This window comes from Mesorhizobium sp. M1217 (assembly GCF_040318275.1).
Taxonomy (GTDB): domain Bacteria; phylum Pseudomonadota; class Alphaproteobacteria; order Rhizobiales; family Rhizobiaceae; genus Mesorhizobium.
Genome location: NZ_JAMYMA010000004.1, coordinates 210,084 through 226,442 on the forward strand (window position 1 = coordinate 210,084; position 16,359 = coordinate 226,442).

The 16,359-nt window shown below is 61.9% G+C and carries 11 protein-coding genes; 9 read left to right on the forward strand and 2 right to left on the reverse strand.

The features are described 5' to 3' along the window. The first annotated feature begins 23 nt into the window (after positions 1–23). The 5 genes from glgC to bglA all read left to right on the forward strand — a co-directional run bounded on the left by glgC (position 24) and on the right by bglA (position 8,245). Positions 24–1,289 carry a glucose-1-phosphate adenylyltransferase gene (gene glgC / locus NKH37_RS08490; protein ID WP_023718448.1) on the forward strand — a complete coding sequence of 422 codons (1,266 nt, stop codon included), beginning with the start codon at positions 24–26 and terminating at the stop codon, positions 1,287–1,289. Between the two features lie 3 nt (positions 1,290–1,292). Further along, positions 1,293–2,738, forward strand: a complete 1,446-nt coding sequence (glgA, locus tag NKH37_RS08495) for a glycogen synthase GlgA (protein WP_352814739.1) — start codon at positions 1,293–1,295, stop codon at positions 2,736–2,738. A 3-nt stretch (positions 2,739–2,741) separates the two neighbouring features. Further along, positions 2,742–4,370 carry an alpha-D-glucose phosphate-specific phosphoglucomutase gene (locus NKH37_RS08500; RefSeq protein ID WP_353005126.1) on the forward strand — a complete coding sequence of 543 codons (1,629 nt, stop codon included), beginning with the start codon at positions 2,742–2,744 and terminating at the stop codon, positions 4,368–4,370. Positions 4,371–4,623: 253 nt separating this feature from the next. Continuing rightward, a complete protein-coding gene (gene glgX, locus NKH37_RS08505) occupies positions 4,624–6,627 on the forward strand; it encodes a glycogen debranching protein GlgX (protein ID WP_353005128.1) in 2,004 nt (667 codons plus the stop codon). Continuing rightward, complete coding sequence (gene bglA, locus NKH37_RS08510) at positions 6,617–8,245, forward strand: beta-galactosidase BglA (protein WP_353040927.1); 1,629 nt, start codon at positions 6,617–6,619, stop codon at positions 8,243–8,245. Before glgX ends, bglA begins: the two co-directional genes overlap by 11 nt. A gap of 13 nt (positions 8,246–8,258) precedes the next feature. Here the strand turns inward: bglA and NKH37_RS08515 are convergent, their stop codons facing one another. Both NKH37_RS08515 and NKH37_RS08520 read right to left on the reverse strand, forming a co-directional pair. Continuing rightward, entirely contained in the window at positions 8,259–10,043 is a 1,785-nt protein-coding gene (locus NKH37_RS08515) for a pilus assembly protein TadG-related protein (protein WP_352937495.1), read from the reverse strand. 1 nt (position 10,044) lies between these two features. Continuing rightward, on the reverse strand, positions 10,045–10,524 hold the full coding sequence (locus tag NKH37_RS08520; RefSeq protein WP_084642568.1) for a TadE family protein: 480 nt from the start codon (positions 10,522–10,524) through the stop codon (positions 10,045–10,047). Positions 10,525–10,897: 373 nt separating this feature from the next. Here NKH37_RS08520 and NKH37_RS08525 point away from each other — a divergent pair, with 373 nt between their 5' ends. From NKH37_RS08525 to NKH37_RS08540, 4 genes are all read left to right on the forward strand, one after another. Then, the gene (locus NKH37_RS08525; protein ID WP_352789025.1) at positions 10,898–12,490 is read left to right on the forward strand and encodes a peptide ABC transporter substrate-binding protein; all 1,593 of its coding nucleotides are present in this window, start codon (positions 10,898–10,900) and stop codon (positions 12,488–12,490) included. Between the two features lie 166 nt (positions 12,491–12,656). Further along, complete coding sequence (locus NKH37_RS08530) at positions 12,657–13,580, forward strand: ABC transporter permease subunit (RefSeq protein ID WP_023718440.1); 924 nt, start codon at positions 12,657–12,659, stop codon at positions 13,578–13,580. Next, on the forward strand, positions 13,573–14,691 hold the full coding sequence (locus NKH37_RS08535) for an ABC transporter permease (RefSeq protein ID WP_023718439.1): 1,119 nt from the start codon (positions 13,573–13,575) through the stop codon (positions 14,689–14,691). The genes NKH37_RS08530 and NKH37_RS08535 overlap by 8 nt, the downstream gene beginning before the upstream one ends. A 1-nt stretch (position 14,692) precedes the next feature. Continuing rightward, positions 14,693–16,312, forward strand: a complete 1,620-nt coding sequence (locus NKH37_RS08540; RefSeq protein WP_353040929.1) for an ABC transporter ATP-binding protein — start codon at positions 14,693–14,695, stop codon at positions 16,310–16,312. Positions 16,313–16,359: the final 47 nt, after the last annotated feature.

The window sequence follows — 16,359 nt, forward strand, 5'->3', positions numbered from 1 at the left end:
GCATCTAACCTGGGAGGATAGGAATGGCTGAAACAAAACGAACACAGCCGCTGGCACGCGACGCCATGGCTTATGTGCTGGCCGGCGGCCGTGGCAGCCGGCTCAAGGAACTGACCGACCGCCGCGCCAAGCCGGCGGTCTATTTCGGCGGCAAGACCCGCATCATCGATTTCGCGCTGTCCAATGCGCTCAATTCCGGTATCCGCCGCCTCGGCGTCGCCACCCAGTACAAGGCGCATTCGCTGATCCGCCACCTGCAGCGCGGCTGGAACTTCCTGCGGCCCGAGCGCAACGAGAGTTTCGACATCTTGCCGGCCAGCCAGCGTGTGTCGGAAACACAGTGGTATGAGGGCACCGCCGACGCCGTGTACCAGAACATCGACATCATCGAGGCCTATGGGCCGGAATACATGGTCATCCTGGCCGGCGACCACGTCTACAAGATGGATTACGAATTGATGCTGCGCCAGCATGTAGAGGCCGGCGCCGATGTCACCGTCGGCTGCCTCGAAGTGCCGCGCATGGAAGCCACCGGCTTCGGCGTCATGCATGTCGACACCAAGGACACCATCATCTCCTTCATCGAAAAGCCCGCCGATCCGCCGGGCATTCCCGACAAGCCGGATTTTGCGCTGGCCTCGATGGGCATCTATGTGTTCAAGACCAAGTTCCTGATGGAGCAATTGCGTCGCGATGCGGCGGAGCCCGGCTCCAGCCGCGACTTCGGCAAGGACATCATCCCCTACATCGTCGAACACGGAAAGGCGATCGCGCATCGCTTCGCCAAATCATGCGTGCGCTCGACCGCCGAGAACGAGGCCTATTGGCGCGACGTCGGCACGGTCGATGCCTATTGGGAAGCCAATATCGACCTGACCGACATCACGCCGGAACTCGACCTCTACGACCGCGACTGGCCGATCTGGACCTACGCCGAGTTGAAGCCGCCGGCAAAGTTCGTGCATGACGAAGATGGCCGCCGCGGGTCGGCCGTGTCGTCTCTCGTGTCGGGCGATTGCATCGTTTCGGGCGCTTCGCTGAAGCGAAGCCTGATCTTCACCGGGGCGCGCATCAATTCCTATTCGACGCTGGAGGAGGTCGTCATGCTGCCCGACGTCCATGTCGGCCGCAACGCCAGGCTGAAGCGCGTGGTCATCGATCACGGCGTCAGGATCCCGGAGGGGCTGGTGGTCGGCGAGGATCCTGTCCTCGACGCCAAGCGTTTCCGCGTTTCGGAAAAAGGCATCTGCCTGGTCACGCAGGACATGGTCAACAGGCTGGGATCGTAGTGCATGCAGGTTCTGTCGGTGGCGCCCGAGATCTTTCCGCTGGTCAAAACCGGAGGGCTCGCCGACGTGACTGGCGCCTTGCCCGTGGCATTGGCCGGCAACGGCGTCAACATGCGCACGCTCGTCCCCGGCTATCCTCAGGTGATGGGCGCCTTCAGGAAAAAGAAGGCGGTTCAGCAATATCCATTGCTGCAGGGTGGGAAGGCTTCGGTGCATGCCGTCCAGATCGCCGGGCTCGACCTGTTTGTGCTCGACGCGCCGCATCTTTTCGACCGTCCCGGCGGCCCGTACGGCAACGCGACCGGCGCCGACTGGCCGGACAATTGGCGGCGGTTCGCGGCCTTGAGCCAGGTCGGCGGTGATATTGCTGCCGGCGCCATCTCCGGCTACCTGCCCGATATCGTCCATGCCCATGACTGGCAGTCGGCAATGACGCTCGCCTATATGCGCTACGGCAAGGCGGTCGGCACGCCGTCGATGATCACCGTCCATAACCTCGCCTTCCAGGGCCAGTTCGGCGCCGGCATCTTTGGCGAGCTTGGCCTGCCGGCGGCGGCGATGGCGCTTGACGGCGTCGAATATTATGGCGGCGTCGGCTTCCTCAAGGCCGGCCTGCAGGCCGCCTGGGCGATCACCACGGTCAGCCCGACCTATGCGCAGGAAATCCGCTTGCCCGAATTCGGCATGGGCCTCGACGGCCTGATCAACATGCGCTCCGTCGATCTCCATGGCATCGTCAACGGCATCGATACCGAGATCTGGAACCCGGAAACCGACACGCATCTGGTCTCCAACTACACGGCAAAGACGCTTAAGGCGCGAATGCCCAACAAGGCCGCGGTCGAGGACCGTTTCAGCCTCGATCGCGACGATAGCCCGATCGTCTGCGTCGTCAGCCGGCTGACCTGGCAAAAGGGCATGGACATATTGGCGGCGGCCGTCGACGGTATCGTCGCGGCAGGTGCACGGCTGGCAGTCCTTGGGTCTGGCGACGCAGGGCTCGAAGGCGCGTTGCTTGCCGCCGCAGCCCGCCATCGTGGTCGCATCGGCGTCGTCGTCGGCTATGACGAGGGGCTCTCCCACACCATGCAGGGCGGCTGCGACGCGATCATTATCCCGTCGCGCTTCGAACCTTGCGGGCTGACGCAGCTTTACGGCCTGCGCTATGGCTGCGTGCCGGTCGTCGCGCGCACCGGCGGCCTTGCCGACACGGTTATCGATGCCAACGAAGCCGCCATCTCTGCCGGCGTGGCGACCGGCTTCCAGTTTGCGCCCGCCAATGCTGGCGCCCTGCTGCACGCCATCCGCCGCCTTGTCGAAGCGCATGCCAATTCCGCGGTGTGGGCGTCGATGCAGCGGCAAGGCATGAAGGCCGACGTGTCGTGGGACAAAAGCGCCGAAAAATATGTCCAACTCTATCGCTTGCTGCTTTCGAAAAGGGCTGCCTGACTGATGATCCGCACTGTCGCCACAAAACCCTATCCCGACCAGAAGCCCGGCACCTCCGGGCTGCGCAAGAAAGTCCCGGTGTTCCAGCAGGAGCACTATGCCGAGAACTTCATCCAGTCGATCTTCGACGCGCTGGACGGGTTCGAGGGCAAGACCCTGGTGATCGGCGGCGACGGCCGCTTTTATAACCGCGAGGTCATCCAGAAGGCCATCGCCATGGCCGCGGCAAACGGCTTCGGCAAGGTGATGGTCGGGCAGGGCGGTATCTTATCCACGCCGGCCGCTTCGCATGTCATCCGCAAATACAAGACCTTCGGCGGCATCATCCTGTCCGCCAGCCACAATCCGGGTGGCCCGCATGAGGATTTCGGCATCAAATACAATGCCGGCAATGGCGGCCCGGCGCCGGAAAAGCTGACCGACGCGATCTTCGAAAAAACCAAGGCGATTTCGAGCTTCAAGATCGCCGATATCGGACCGGTCGACATCGACGCGATCGGCACGGTCAAGGCAGGAGACATGACCGTCGAAATCATCGATCCGGTCGCCGACTATGCCGAACTGATGGAAAGCCTGTTCGATTTCAATGCCTTGCGGGCGCTGTTCAAATCAGGCTTCCGCATGCGCTTCGACGCCATGCATGCGGTGACCGGCCCCTACGCCAAGGAGATCCTCGAAAACCGGCTAGGCGCGCCGAACGGCACCGCTCGCAATTTTATCCCGCTGCCGGATTTCGGCGGCCACCATCCCGATCCCAATCTGGTGCATGCAAAACACCTCTACGACGAGATGATGGGGCCGGATGCGCCCGACTTTGGCGCTGCCTCCGACGGCGACGGCGACCGCAACCTGATCATCGGCAAGGGCATTTTCATAACCCCGTCGGATTCGGTGGCGATGCTCGCTGCCAATGCCCATCTGGCTCCGGGCTACAAGGCCGGGCTGAAAGGCATCGCCCGTTCAATGCCGACCAGCGGTGCTGCCGACCGGGTCGCTGAAAAGCTCGGCATCGGCATCTATGAAACGCCAACCGGCTGGAAGTTCTTCGGCAATCTGCTGGATGCCGGCATGGCGACGATCTGCGGCGAGGAGAGTGCGGGGACCGGCTCCAACCATGTCCGCGAAAAGGACGGGCTGTGGGCCGTGCTTTTGTGGCTCAACATCCTTGCCGCGCGTGGTGAAAGCGCCAGGCAGATCGTCACCGAGCATTGGGCGGCCTATGGGCGCAACTACTATTCGCGCCACGACTACGAGGAGGTCGAGACCGATCGTGCCAACGCGCTTGTCGACGAGCTGCGCGCCAAGCTCGGCTCGCTGCCTGGCACCAGCGTGCGCGGCATGACGATCGCCAGCGCCGATGATTTCGCCTATCACGATCCGGTCGATGGCTCGGTCAGCAAGAACCAGGGCATCAGGGTGTTGTTCGAAGGCGGCTCACGCGTCGTCTTCCGCCTGTCCGGCACCGGCACCTCGGGCGCGACGCTGCGGCTTTATGTCGAGCGCTACGAGCCGGACAAGAATCGCCACGATCTCGACACCCAGGAGGCGCTTGCCGATCTGATCGCGGCGGCCGACGACATTGCCGGGATTCGCAGCCATACCGGCCGCGCCAAGCCGAGCGTGATTACGTGAGCTTGGAGCGGCGCGCCTCTCCTTCTCCCCTTGTGGGGTCCGAAGGACGGGGCGAGACCCGTGGCTCGCCCCCGGGCGGTGGATCGGCGCGAAGCGCCGAGACGGATGAGGGGTGTTGGAAGGAATGCCGTCCGCGCCAAGCTGGAGCACCCCTCATCCGTCGCCTTCGGCGACACCTTCTCCCACAAGGGGAGAAGGGGGAGCTAACCTGGCAACGCCTCAAACTGTCTACGACCTGCTGCTGTGAGCGCGCGTGAGCCAACTCGGCGCAACCATCACCAAAGAAGGCATTCGCTTCGCCGTATGGTCCTCGTCGGCTCGGCGCATCTGGGTCTCGATTTTCGACGAGCGAGGAAGGCGCGAGATCGACCGGCTTGAACTGCAGCCCGAGGGCGACGGCGTGCATACGCTTTTTGTTGCCGGTCTCGCCGCCGGCACCCGATACGGGTTCCGCGCCGATGGCGACTACGCGCCGGAACAGGGGCTCTGGTTCGATCCCGACAAGCTGCTGGCCGATCCCTATGCCGTCGAGATCGACAGACCCTATGCCTATGACGGCCGGCTCGCCGCACGCCAGGGCGAGGGGGGCGACACGGCGTCGCTGATGCCGAAGGCCATTGCCGGCGCCTTGCCGGAACCCTTGCCCGCCTTGCCGCCTCTGTTTAGGCCCGGCGGCCTCATCTACGAGGTGCAGGTGCGCGCCTTCACAAAGCTGCATCCCGACATTCCCGAGAAGCAACGCGGCACCATTGCAGCCCTCGCTCATCCTCTTGTTGTCGAGCATCTGCAAAAACTCGGCGTTGCAGCCGTGGAGTTGATGCCGGTGACTGCATCGATCGACGAACGGCATTTGCCGCCGCTCGGGCTGGGCAACGCCTGGGGCTACAATCCCGTGACCTTCATGGCGCTGGATCCGCGACTGGCGCCCGGCGGTCTGGCTGAGCTGCGCGAAACGGTCGCCGCGCTGCGCGAGGCCGGCATCGGTACCATTCTCGACCTGGTGTTCAACCACACCGGCGAAAGCGACCGGCTCGGCCCGACATTGTCGCTGCGCGGGCTCGACAACCGCGCCTACTACCGGCACGAGGCCGACGGCGCTCTGGTCAATGACACCGGAACCGGCAATATGGTTGCCTGCGATCATCCGGTCGTCCGGGAAATGGTCCTCGACACGCTTCGCCACTTTGTCCAGCACGCCAGTGTCGACGGGTTCCGCTTTGACCTGGCGCCGATCCTTGGCCGCGTCGACGGCGTTTTCGACGCCGATGCGCCGCTGCTGAACGCCATTCGCAACGACCCAGTTCTTGCCGACCGTGTGCTGGTCGCTGAGCCTTGGGACATCGGACCGGATGGCTATCAGCTCGGCAATTTTCCGCCGCCCTTCCTCGAATGGAACGACAAATACCGTGATGATATCCGCCGCTTCTGGCGCGGCGACGGCGGCATGATCGGTGCGCTGGCGACGCGGCTTGCGGGGTCGTCCGATGTCTTTGCCAAACCAGGCCAGGCAACGGTCCGCAGCATCAATTTCATCGCCGCACATGACGGGATGACACTGGCCGACATCGTTGCCTATGAACACAAGCACAACGAGGCCAATGGCGAACAGAACCGCGACGGCCACGACGACAACCTGTCCTGGAACAATGGCGTCGAGGGCCAGACCGACGACCAGTCAATCGTTACGGCCCGTTTCGATGACCAACGCGCACTGCTGGCGACGCTCTTTGCCTCGCGCGGCACGATCATGCTGACGGCCGGCGACGAATTCGGCCGCACGCAGCGCGGCAACAACAACGCCTACGCGCAGGACAATGACATCACCTGGCTCGACTGGGCCGGGCGCGACCGGGCGCTGGAGCGGTACACGGCTCTGCTCGCCAAGATGCGTCGTGCCGCGCCGGCGCTTTTGGACGCAAGCTTTCTCACCGGCGAGCCTGCGGCCGGCTCGGAAATAGCTGACGTCGTCTGGCTGAGCGAAACCGGCGTGCCGCTCGACGAAGCAGCCTGGCACGATCCTAGGCGGCATCGGCTGGTCATGGTTCTCGGCGATGAGGACGGTCGCCTTGCCGTGATCATCAATGGTGACCGTCGGGCCTGCATGTTCACGCTGCCGGAACGGGCGGGTTTTCATTGGTGCCCAGCCATCGAAACGGATAGTGGCGATATCTCACGGCCGGTTTTGGGGCGAACGGTCATATTCATGATCGAAAGCAGGGCCGCGCAGGCGGGCGCAGGGGAGAGCCATGATGGGTGACAATGCCGAATGGTGGCGCGGCTGCGTCATCTACCAGATCTACCCGCGCTCCTTCCAGGACACGACAGGCGACGGTAGCGGCGATCTCCTCGGCATCACCTCGAGGCTTGCCCATGTCGCATCGCTCGGTGTCGACGCCGTTTGGCTGTCGCCTTTCTTCAAGTCGCCAATGGCCGAAATGGGCTACGACGTATCGGATTACTGCGCCGTCGATCCGATGTTCGGCACATCAGAGGATTTCGACGCGCTGATTGCAGAGGCGCACCGGCTCGGCCTGAAAGTGATCATCGACCAGGTCTTGTCACATTCGTCGGATCGGCACGAATGGTTCGTCGAAAGCCGAACGAGCCGCGATAACGCCAAGGCCGACTGGTACGTCTGGGCCGATGCGAAGCCCGACGGCACCGCGCCCAACAACTGGCTGTCGCTTTTCGGCGGCCCCGCCTGGGAATGGGACGCAACGCGCAGGCAATATTACCTGCATAATTTCCTCGCCTCGCAGCCGGACCTGAATTTCCACAATCCGCAGGTGCAGGACGCCTTGCTGGAAACGGTGCGGTTCTGGCTCGAGCGTGGCGTCGACGGTTTCCGGCTGGATACGGTCAACTATTACGTCCACGACCGCTGGCTCCGCAGCAACCCGCCTTTGGCGGAAAGCGTCGCCGGCACCAATACGGCAACCAGCCCCTATTTTTACCAGGAGCATCTGTTCGACAAGACGCAGCCGGAAAACCTTGCTTTTCTCAGGCGCTTCCGGGCGTTGCTTGACGAGTACGAAGGCCGCGCCGCGGTCGGCGAGATTGGTGACGAAAGCCGTTCGTTGCAGACGCTTGCCGCCTACACGGGCGGCGGCGACAAGCTCCAAATGTCCTACACGTTCGACCTGCTTGGCCCGCAATTCTCCGCGGCGCATGTGCGCGGTTGTGTCGAGGCCTTCGAGAGTACGGTGTTCGACGGCTGGGTTTGCTGGGCATTCTCCAACCACGATGTCGTGCGCCATGTCAGCCGCTGGACAAGGCCGGGCGGCGATCCGGACAGGGTGGCGAAATTCTCAATCGTGCTGCTTTCTTGCCTGCGCGGGTCGATCTGCCTCTATCAGGGCGAGGAGCTCGGGCTGGAGGAGGCCGAGCTGGCGTTCGAGGATTTGCGCGATCCTTTCGGCATCCGCTTCTGGCCGGAGATCAAGGGGCGGGATGGGTGCCGCACGCCGATGGTCTGGGAGGCTGGCGCCGATAATGCCGGCTTTTCAACCGGCAAGCCGTGGCTTCCGGTCCCGGCAAACCATCGCGCCCGCGCGGTCGATGTCCAGGACGGCGAGCAAACCTCCGTCCTGGCGAGCTACCGGGCGATGCTGGCCTTGCGCAAGCAGCATCCGGCGCTGGTTCGAGGCTCGATCCGGTTTCTCGATGCTGAGGGCGACGTCCTTGCCTTCATTCGCGAAGGCGGTGACGAAAAGCTGCTCTGCGTCTTCAATTTTGCCGATGAGCCGGCCGGCTGGCAATCGCCGCCGGATCTGGATGTGATAGAGCCGATAGATCTTGGCAGTACTACCGGCGTCTTGCAGGAAGGAGCTCTATCCCTGCCGCCGCTCGGCTGCTTTCTCGGCCGGATCGGCTGATCTCTATTTGATCTCATTGAACGAGTACGGAGCGCCCGCAAGTCGCGCCGACAACCCGGACATCGGCCTCGCCGACATGCACGCCAAGCGCTGCAAGAACGTTATAAACCAGTGCGTCGACAGGCGCCGTCACGCCGTTCAGAACCGTTACCACCGCCGGCTTCACCGTTCCGAGCAGAGCCGTCACGTCCAGCCCGAGGCCCAGCGCATTGACCGAGAGCGACAGCCCGCTGACCAGTGACGTGGTGAGCGATTGCGTCAGGTTCTTCGTCGAAACCGTCTTTATCGTCTTGTTGGCGATATCGGTGCTGTCGAACGTCAATGTGGTCGGATCGTTGTTGGTGATCGCAAGTGCTGAAGAACCCTTCACATCGAGCAGATTGAGGGTGAGCAGCAGGAGCTTCACGCTTACCTGTGCAATCGTGGCATCGGAGAACGATTGCGGATTGCTGAAATCGGCGAAGGCCGATGGGTTGTTGTCGGCGTCGCTGGCGGCAAGGTGCAGCGAGGCCACGCCAGGCTGCGCGGCGATCGAGACCTTGATGCTATCCGGCCGGCCCGTCGGGCAGCTGATGTCGGTTAGTTTGGCTTCCGCATAGGCGACTTCGACATGCAGAGGCAGGTTGACGGACAGCAGACTGATGCCGCCGCCGAGATTGGAATTGCCGATGCCGACTGTGGTGACCAGCTTGATTCGTGTCTGCGCAGTGCGCACCACGGTGCCTTTTTCCCCGACGGCCAGCCAGGGTGAATATTGCATCGGTTCACCGATGGCGACGGCGAGCGTGGTGGAGGTAAGTCCCGGAATAGTGGCGCCGAGATCGACCTGGACCTGGTTTGAGCCATTGGCCAGCGAGGCGGCGGCACCCAGCATGCCCATCGCGCTTGCGTCGACGGAAAAGCCTGGAGACTTTTGTCCGAGGCCGAGCTTGCCGATCGAACCAAGGTCGACAAGATGATTGAGCGGTATCTTGGCCGTGTTGGTAGCCCTCGACGCGATTGTCTGTAGGACAAGTTTGCTGGCGCTGCCCGTCCCCGAAGCATTGGCCATGGCGGTCGCGATCTGGCCTACCGTCGCTTTCGAGGCCAGCACTTCGGAATAGCTGACGCCGGTCAGTTGCAACTGCACCGCAAGGGCATCGACGAACGAAAGCACGTTGACGTCGGCCGAAATCAGCGCGTTGTAGTCCATGACGCTGAGCGAGATGTTTCCGCCCAGCAGCTTACTGAGAAGCGCGTTGAGGATGCCGCCGTTGACGCTGAGAAGCCTGGATCCGACCGAGAACATCGCTTGCGGCGTCATGCTGGCAATGGCTTCGGTGCCGACAACCGGAGTAGGGATGAGCGAACTGGCGAAATACCGGGCGGGGATTTTGTGTAGAGTGACGCGAACGGCGTTGTAAGGCATTTTACCGGCTTCGAAGCGCTTGTCGACCCCGACCGAGGACGCCGCTGAGTATCGGCCGCCGGTGACGGACACGACGGTTTTCCCAACCGTGGGAACGATTGTCTCACCCGGCTTTTGAACAATGATGCCGGGCATTCGGTTGTCACTGAGCGTGGTTACCGCCGCGGCTTCCATATTGTTGATGTTCGACGCCGCGGTGATCGCCGCCAGATCGGTCATCGCCTGGGCTTCCCTGCGCTCCGTGTAGATCGAACCTTCGTCGACAGCGAAGGCCGCCAGCCCCAGCGCGAACGGTGCTATCAGCGCCGTCATGACGGCAAAGTTCGCCTTCTCGTCGCCTAGCATCGCGCGCCCGATCCGGCCGATGCTGCTCAGCAAGAACTGCGACATTTCAAATGCCTCCAATCCTGATGGTCGACCTGCGTGAGATCGTGGTTTGGGGCATCGCAAGGCTGGGCAACAAGTTCCAGATCGGCAGGTTGCTGGCATCATACTGAATCGACACGACGAACTGATTTCCGTCGGCCGTACTGTCCGTCGCCTGATAGGTCAGCTTGCCGGAATCGACGAACGGGTATCCACTGGCGTTGTTTTTGACGAAACCTGCCACTAGCGCCTGGCGCTCGGTTTGGTTCAATCCGGCAATTGCAGTACGGGCGGCATCGGCGGCGATTTGCTGCAACGAGTTGCTTGCACCAAAATAGATACCATATGCAACCATTCCGAGTACGAGCAGGATAAAGATCGGGGAAAGCAGGGCGAATTCGACCGCGGAAGTTCCGGATTCTTCTCCAATTTTGCGTAGATTTGCCCTTATTGGGCGCAATATTTTACGCTTTAATGTGACAGTATTACTGTCTATCTTGTTCATTGCCCTTGCCCGTTGGACCATAAAGGTCGATGTGCCGAACCCATCGGGATTTGTAACCCTTGGTTGCCTAAGAACCAATTAATACATTCCGGTAAACTGAAATGATCAGCCAGATTATCGGCGTTCTGGCCAGGAAACCCAGCCAAACTCATGGTTTCGATCATTGATTGGCGGTTCGCAAAGCGGCTGCCCCGGCCCCCTTACTTTGGGTGACCCCGAGAGTCTGTTGAAATAAAAAATCTCCACGTTACTGTTTGGCCACCAGCTGCCGGAAAGGGAACCGGCTGCGCGCTCGAAAGGAACCAGCCAATCGGTTTCGGGGCGTCAACACTTAGAGACGTAGCCGAAGGGCGACGTCATTAGGGAGAACTCCATGCTGAAACGTGTGCTGAAGGCGACGGTACTCGCCACGACCATGGTCTTGGCCGCCGGTACGTTCTACACGCCGGCTTTCGCCGAAACCGTCTACAACCGCGGAGCCGCCGCCGAAGCGGAGACGCTCGATCCGCACAAGACCTCGACGGTCTACGAAGCCGATATCATACGCGACCTGTTCCAGGGCCTCGTCATGCATGACCAGAAGACGAACCTCATTCCGGGCGCAGCCGAAAGCTGGACGGTGTCCGACGACGGCACTGTCTACACCTTCAAGCTGCGCAAGGACGGCCTCTGGTCGGATGGCAGCCCGGTGACGGCGGACGACTTCGTTTATTCGTTCCGTCGGCTGGAAGATCCGGCCACCGCTGCCGAATACGCTTCCATGCTCTATCCGGTGAAGGGTGCCGAGGAAGTCAACACCAAGAAGGGCAAGCCGGAGGATATGGGCGTCAAGGCGATTGACGCAAATACCCTCGAAGTCACCCTCAAGGCGCCAACGCCTTACTTCCTGGAGATGCTGACCCATCAGGCGACCTTTCCGGTTAACAAGGCGTCCATCGAAAAGCTTGGCGCCGACTGGATCAAGGCAGGCAAGCTGGTCTCCAACGGGGCCTTTACAGCGGCGGAGTGGATTCCCAACGACCATCTCAAGCTGGTGAAGAATCCGAAATTCTGGGACGCCGCCAGCGTCAAGTTAGACGTGGTCAACTACATCCCGACCGAGGATCGCTCGTCTGCGATGAAGCGCTTCGAGGCCGGCGAATTCGACAGTTACGGTGACCTGCCGACGGAACAGCTCGCCGATCTCAAGTCCAAATTCGGCGACCAGGTCCGTGTCGGGCCATATCTCGGCACCTACTATTATGCGATCAAGACCGACAAGGCGCCGTGGGACAATGTCGAACTGCGCAACGCCATCTCGATGGCGATCGATCGCGACTTTCTCGCCGAAAAAGTCTGGCAGAATTCGATGCTGCCCGGCTATTCGATGGTGCCTCCGGGCATCGAGGGCTACACGCCGGCACTGGCCAAATACGCTGACATGCCGCAGATCGACCGCGAGGATGAAGCCAAGAAAATCCTGGAGAAGCTCGGCTATACGCCCGAGCATCCGTTGAAGATGCAGATCCGCTACAACACCTCGGAAAACCACAAGAACACCGCTGTCGCCATCCAGGAACAGCTGAAGCCGCTTGGCGTCGAGGTCACGCTGCTCAACACCGATACCAAGACCCACTACTCCTTCCTTGAGCAGAAGGGCGACTATGATGTGGCGCGTGCCGCGTGGATCGCCGACTACAAGGATCCGGAAACCTTCCTTGGCATCACCCGCAAGGCCAGCGGCAACAACTATTCGAGCTACGTCAGCCCGAAATACGAAGAGGCCATGGACAAGGCCGCCGCCGCCGGCGGCAAGCCCGAAGAGCGCATGAAGGAACTCGCCAAGGCCGAGCGCATCCTCGTCGACGATGTCGGTAACATCCCGCTTCTCTACTACAGCTACCACGACATCGTTTCCTCGAAGCTGCACGGCTTCGACGACAATGTGATGGACATCCATCCGTCCCGCTTCATCAGCAAGGACTGATCCCTTAGCCAGGCCGCCGCGCAACTCGATGCGCGGCGGCGCTGGTTTGCCATCGCATCGGCCCGGGAACCGGATTCGATTTTCGACAATGTCGGTGCGAAGATTTGAAGGCTAGAGCGCAATCGTCCAGTTGGACGCGCGCTGCTCTGGATCAAGCGGGGCACCGATGCTGCGTTACGTATTTCGGCGGCTGCTGACCGCCATCCCGACGCTGTTCGTCATCGTGACCATAGCGTTCTTCCTGATACGCGTCGCGCCGGGCGGCCCGTTCAACCAGGAGCGGGGCCTGAGCCCCGAGATCAGGGCCAATCTCGAAGCCCAGTTCGGGCTCAACGACCCGCTCTGGCTGCAGTACCTCCATTATTTAGGCAATCTTCTGCGCGGCAATTTCGGCCCCAGCTACAACATGCCGGATTTCACCGTCGGCGAGTTGTTCAGGGAAGGCCTGCCTATCTCGATCCAACTCGGCGCTTCGGCGCTCGTTCTGGCGCTGCTTCTCGGCAGCGTGCTCGGCACTGTTGCCGCGCTCAACCAGAACAAGCTTGCCGACTATTCGGTGATCGCGTTGGCGACCGCCGGCAGCACCATTCCGACCTTCGTCATCGCTCCGGTGATCCAGCTTGTATTCGGATTGACCTGGAAGCTGCTGCCGATCGGCGGCTGGGGCGATGGAGCCGTCATCAATAAGGTCGGCCCGGTGCTGACGCTCGCTCTGCCGCAGATCGCCATCGTCGCTCGATTGATGCGCGGCTCGATGATCGAATCGCTGCACTCGCATCACATCCGCACCGCCCGCGCGCTTGGGTTGTCGAACTGGTCGGTCGTCGTCAAGCATGCGCTGCGCGGCGCCATCCTGCCGATCGTCTCCTTCACCGGTCCGGCGGCCGCAGCCCTTCTCACCGGCTCGATCATCGTCGAGACCATCTTCTCTATCCCGGGCATCGGCCGCCATTTTGTCGTTGCCGCACTCAATCGCGACTACACACTGGTGATGGGGACGGTGGTGGTCATCGCGCTCTTCACCATTGTCTTCAACCTGATCGTCGACGTCCTCTATGGTGTCGTTGATCCGAGGGTGCGCTATGACTGATATCGCAGTTGCAGCACCGGTCGTCGGCCGATCCCTGTGGGGGGATGCGTGGGCGCGCCTCAAGGCCAACCGCGCGGCCATGTTCAGCCTCTATTATCTTGCCTTCATCGCCGTCATCAGCGTGTTTGGACCCTCTTTCGTGCCGCACCAATACACCACCATCTATGGCGACTATGTCCGCACGCCGCCGAGCTTCTCCGCCTATCCAAAGGCCGACATGATCGAAGGCGCTCTCGACGAGGCGATCAGGCGTATGCGCGTCGACATCAAGGAGTGGCGGCAGGAGGGCAGCCGTGTGTTCGTTACCGTCAGATCGTCCAAGCCGATCGACGACCGCAACATTCGCTACCTTGATCGTTCCGATACCTTCGATGACACAAAGATCGAGAGCAAATCGCCGGACGGTCTCGAAATGGTGATGAGTGCATCGATCAAGCAGCAATATTTCCTGTTCGGCACCGACAATACCGGCCGCGATCTCCTGTCGCGAACGCTGATGGCCGGGCGCATATCGCTGGCCATCGGCCTGCTTGCCGGCATTGTGGCGGTGGTGATCGGCGTGCTCTATGGCGCCACCGCCGGCTTTGCCGGCGGCAGGGTCGACGAGGTGATGATGCGTATCGTCGACGTGCTTTATTCTTTGCCGTTCATCTTCTTCGTCATCATGCTGGTGGTGTTCTTCGGCAGGAACTTCGTGCTGATGTTCCTGGCCGTCGGCGCCGTGCTGTGGCTCGACATGGCGCGCATCGTGCGCGGACAGGCGCTATCGATCCGCCGGCAGGAATATGTCCAGGCGGCGGAGGCGATGGGCGTCGGGCAGCGCGGCATTCTGCTGCGCCATGTGATCCCCAATTTGCTCGGGCCGGTGGTGATCTACATGACGCTGCTGGTGCCGCAGGTCATCATCCTGGAGAGTTTTTTGTCGTTCCTCGGGCTCGGCGTCCAGGAGCCGATGACCAGCTGGGGCGTGCTGATTTCGGTCGGCGCCCAGAATATCGGCTCGGCCAACTGGCTGCTTTTGTTCCCGGCCTTCTTTCTCGTCTCGACATTGTTCGCGCTGAATTTCGTCGGCGATGGGCTGCGCGACGCGCTCGACCCGAGGGATCGTTGAGATGGCTGCTTCCGAAACCATTCTCAGCGTCAAGGATCTTCGCGTCCGCTTCCGCACGCTCGACGGCGTGGTGGAGGCGGTGAAGGGCATCAATATCCATGTTAAATCAGGCGAGACGGTAGCCGTCGTCGGCGAATCCGGCTCCGGCAAGAGCCAGACGATGATGGCGGCGATGAGCCTGCTGGCCTCGAACGGCGAAGCCACCGGGAGCGTCGACTACCGCGGCCGCAATCTTTTGACCCTGAGCAAGCCCGAGCTCAACAAGATCCGCGGCCGCAAGATCAGCATGATCTTCCAGGAGCCGATGACTTCGCTCGACCCGCTCTATTCGATCGGTAGCCAGTTGATCGAACCGATCCGCAAGCATCGCGGGCTTGGCGCCGCCGAGGCGCGCGAAGAGGCGCTCAAGCTGCTGCGGCTGGTCCATATTCCAGATCCGGAGCGGCGGATGAAATCCTATCCGCACGAGATGTCGGGCGGTCAGCGCCAGCGCGTCATGATTGCCATGGCGCTGGCCAATGACCCCGACATATTGATCGCCGACGAGCCGACGACGGCGCTCGACGTGACCATCCAGGCGCAGATCCTCATGCTGCTCGCCGAACTGCAGCGCAAGCTCGGCATGGCGATCGTCTTCATCACCCACGATCTCGGAATCGTCAGGCGCTTTGCCGACCGGGTCTATGTGATGCGCTATGGCGAGGTCGTCGAGGAGGGCGAGGCGGAAGCAATCTTCGTCAACCCGCAGCACGCCTACACCAAGATGTTGCTTGCCGCCGAGCCGACCGGCACCAAGGCCCCGCCGCCTCCGAATGCCCCCGTCCTGCTCGAAGGCAGGAACGTCGAAGTGACCTTCAAGATCGGCGGCGGCTTTCTTGGTGGAGAACCGCTGATATTGCGCGCTGTCGATAGCATTTCGATCCGGCTGAAGCGCAACCAGACCATCGGCATCGTCGGCGAATCCGGTTCGGGAAAGTCGACGCTCGGCCGCGCCTTGCTGCGGCTCCTGCCCAGCGACGGCATCATCCGGCTTGGCGACCGCGACATCTCCCACGCCGACCGCCAGGCGATGCGGCCGCTGCGGCGCGAATTGCAGCTGGTCTTCCAGGACCCGTTCGGCTCGCTGTCGCCGCGCATGACCGTCGGCCAGATCATCACCGAAGGGCTCCTGGTCCACGAGCCCAATCTGTCGGGCAGGCAGCGCGATCTCCGCGCCGTCGATGCCTTGCTCGAAGTCGGGCTCGACCCGAACACGCGCAACCGCTATCCGCACGAATTCTCCGGTGGTCAGCGGCAGCGCATCGCCATTGCGCGCGCCATGATACTGAAGCCGAAAGTGGTGGTGCTGGACGAGCCGACCTCGGCGCTGGACCGCTCCGTGCAGAAGCAGATCGTCGAATTGCTGCGCAAGCTGCAGGCCGACCACGAACTGTCCTATCTGTTCATCAGCCACGATCTCGCGGTCGTGCGCGCCATGGCCGACTACATCATCGTCATGAAGCAGGGCAAGATCGTCGAGGAGGGGCCGTCCGAGGCGATCTTCAGCAATCCGCAGGCAACCTATATGCAGACACTGATGGCCGCGGCCATCGATGTGACGCGATTTCGCCTGAGCGCATAGCGCGATTGGTCAGAACTGCGGCGGAAGGTGGTTGTTTCGGGAACAAG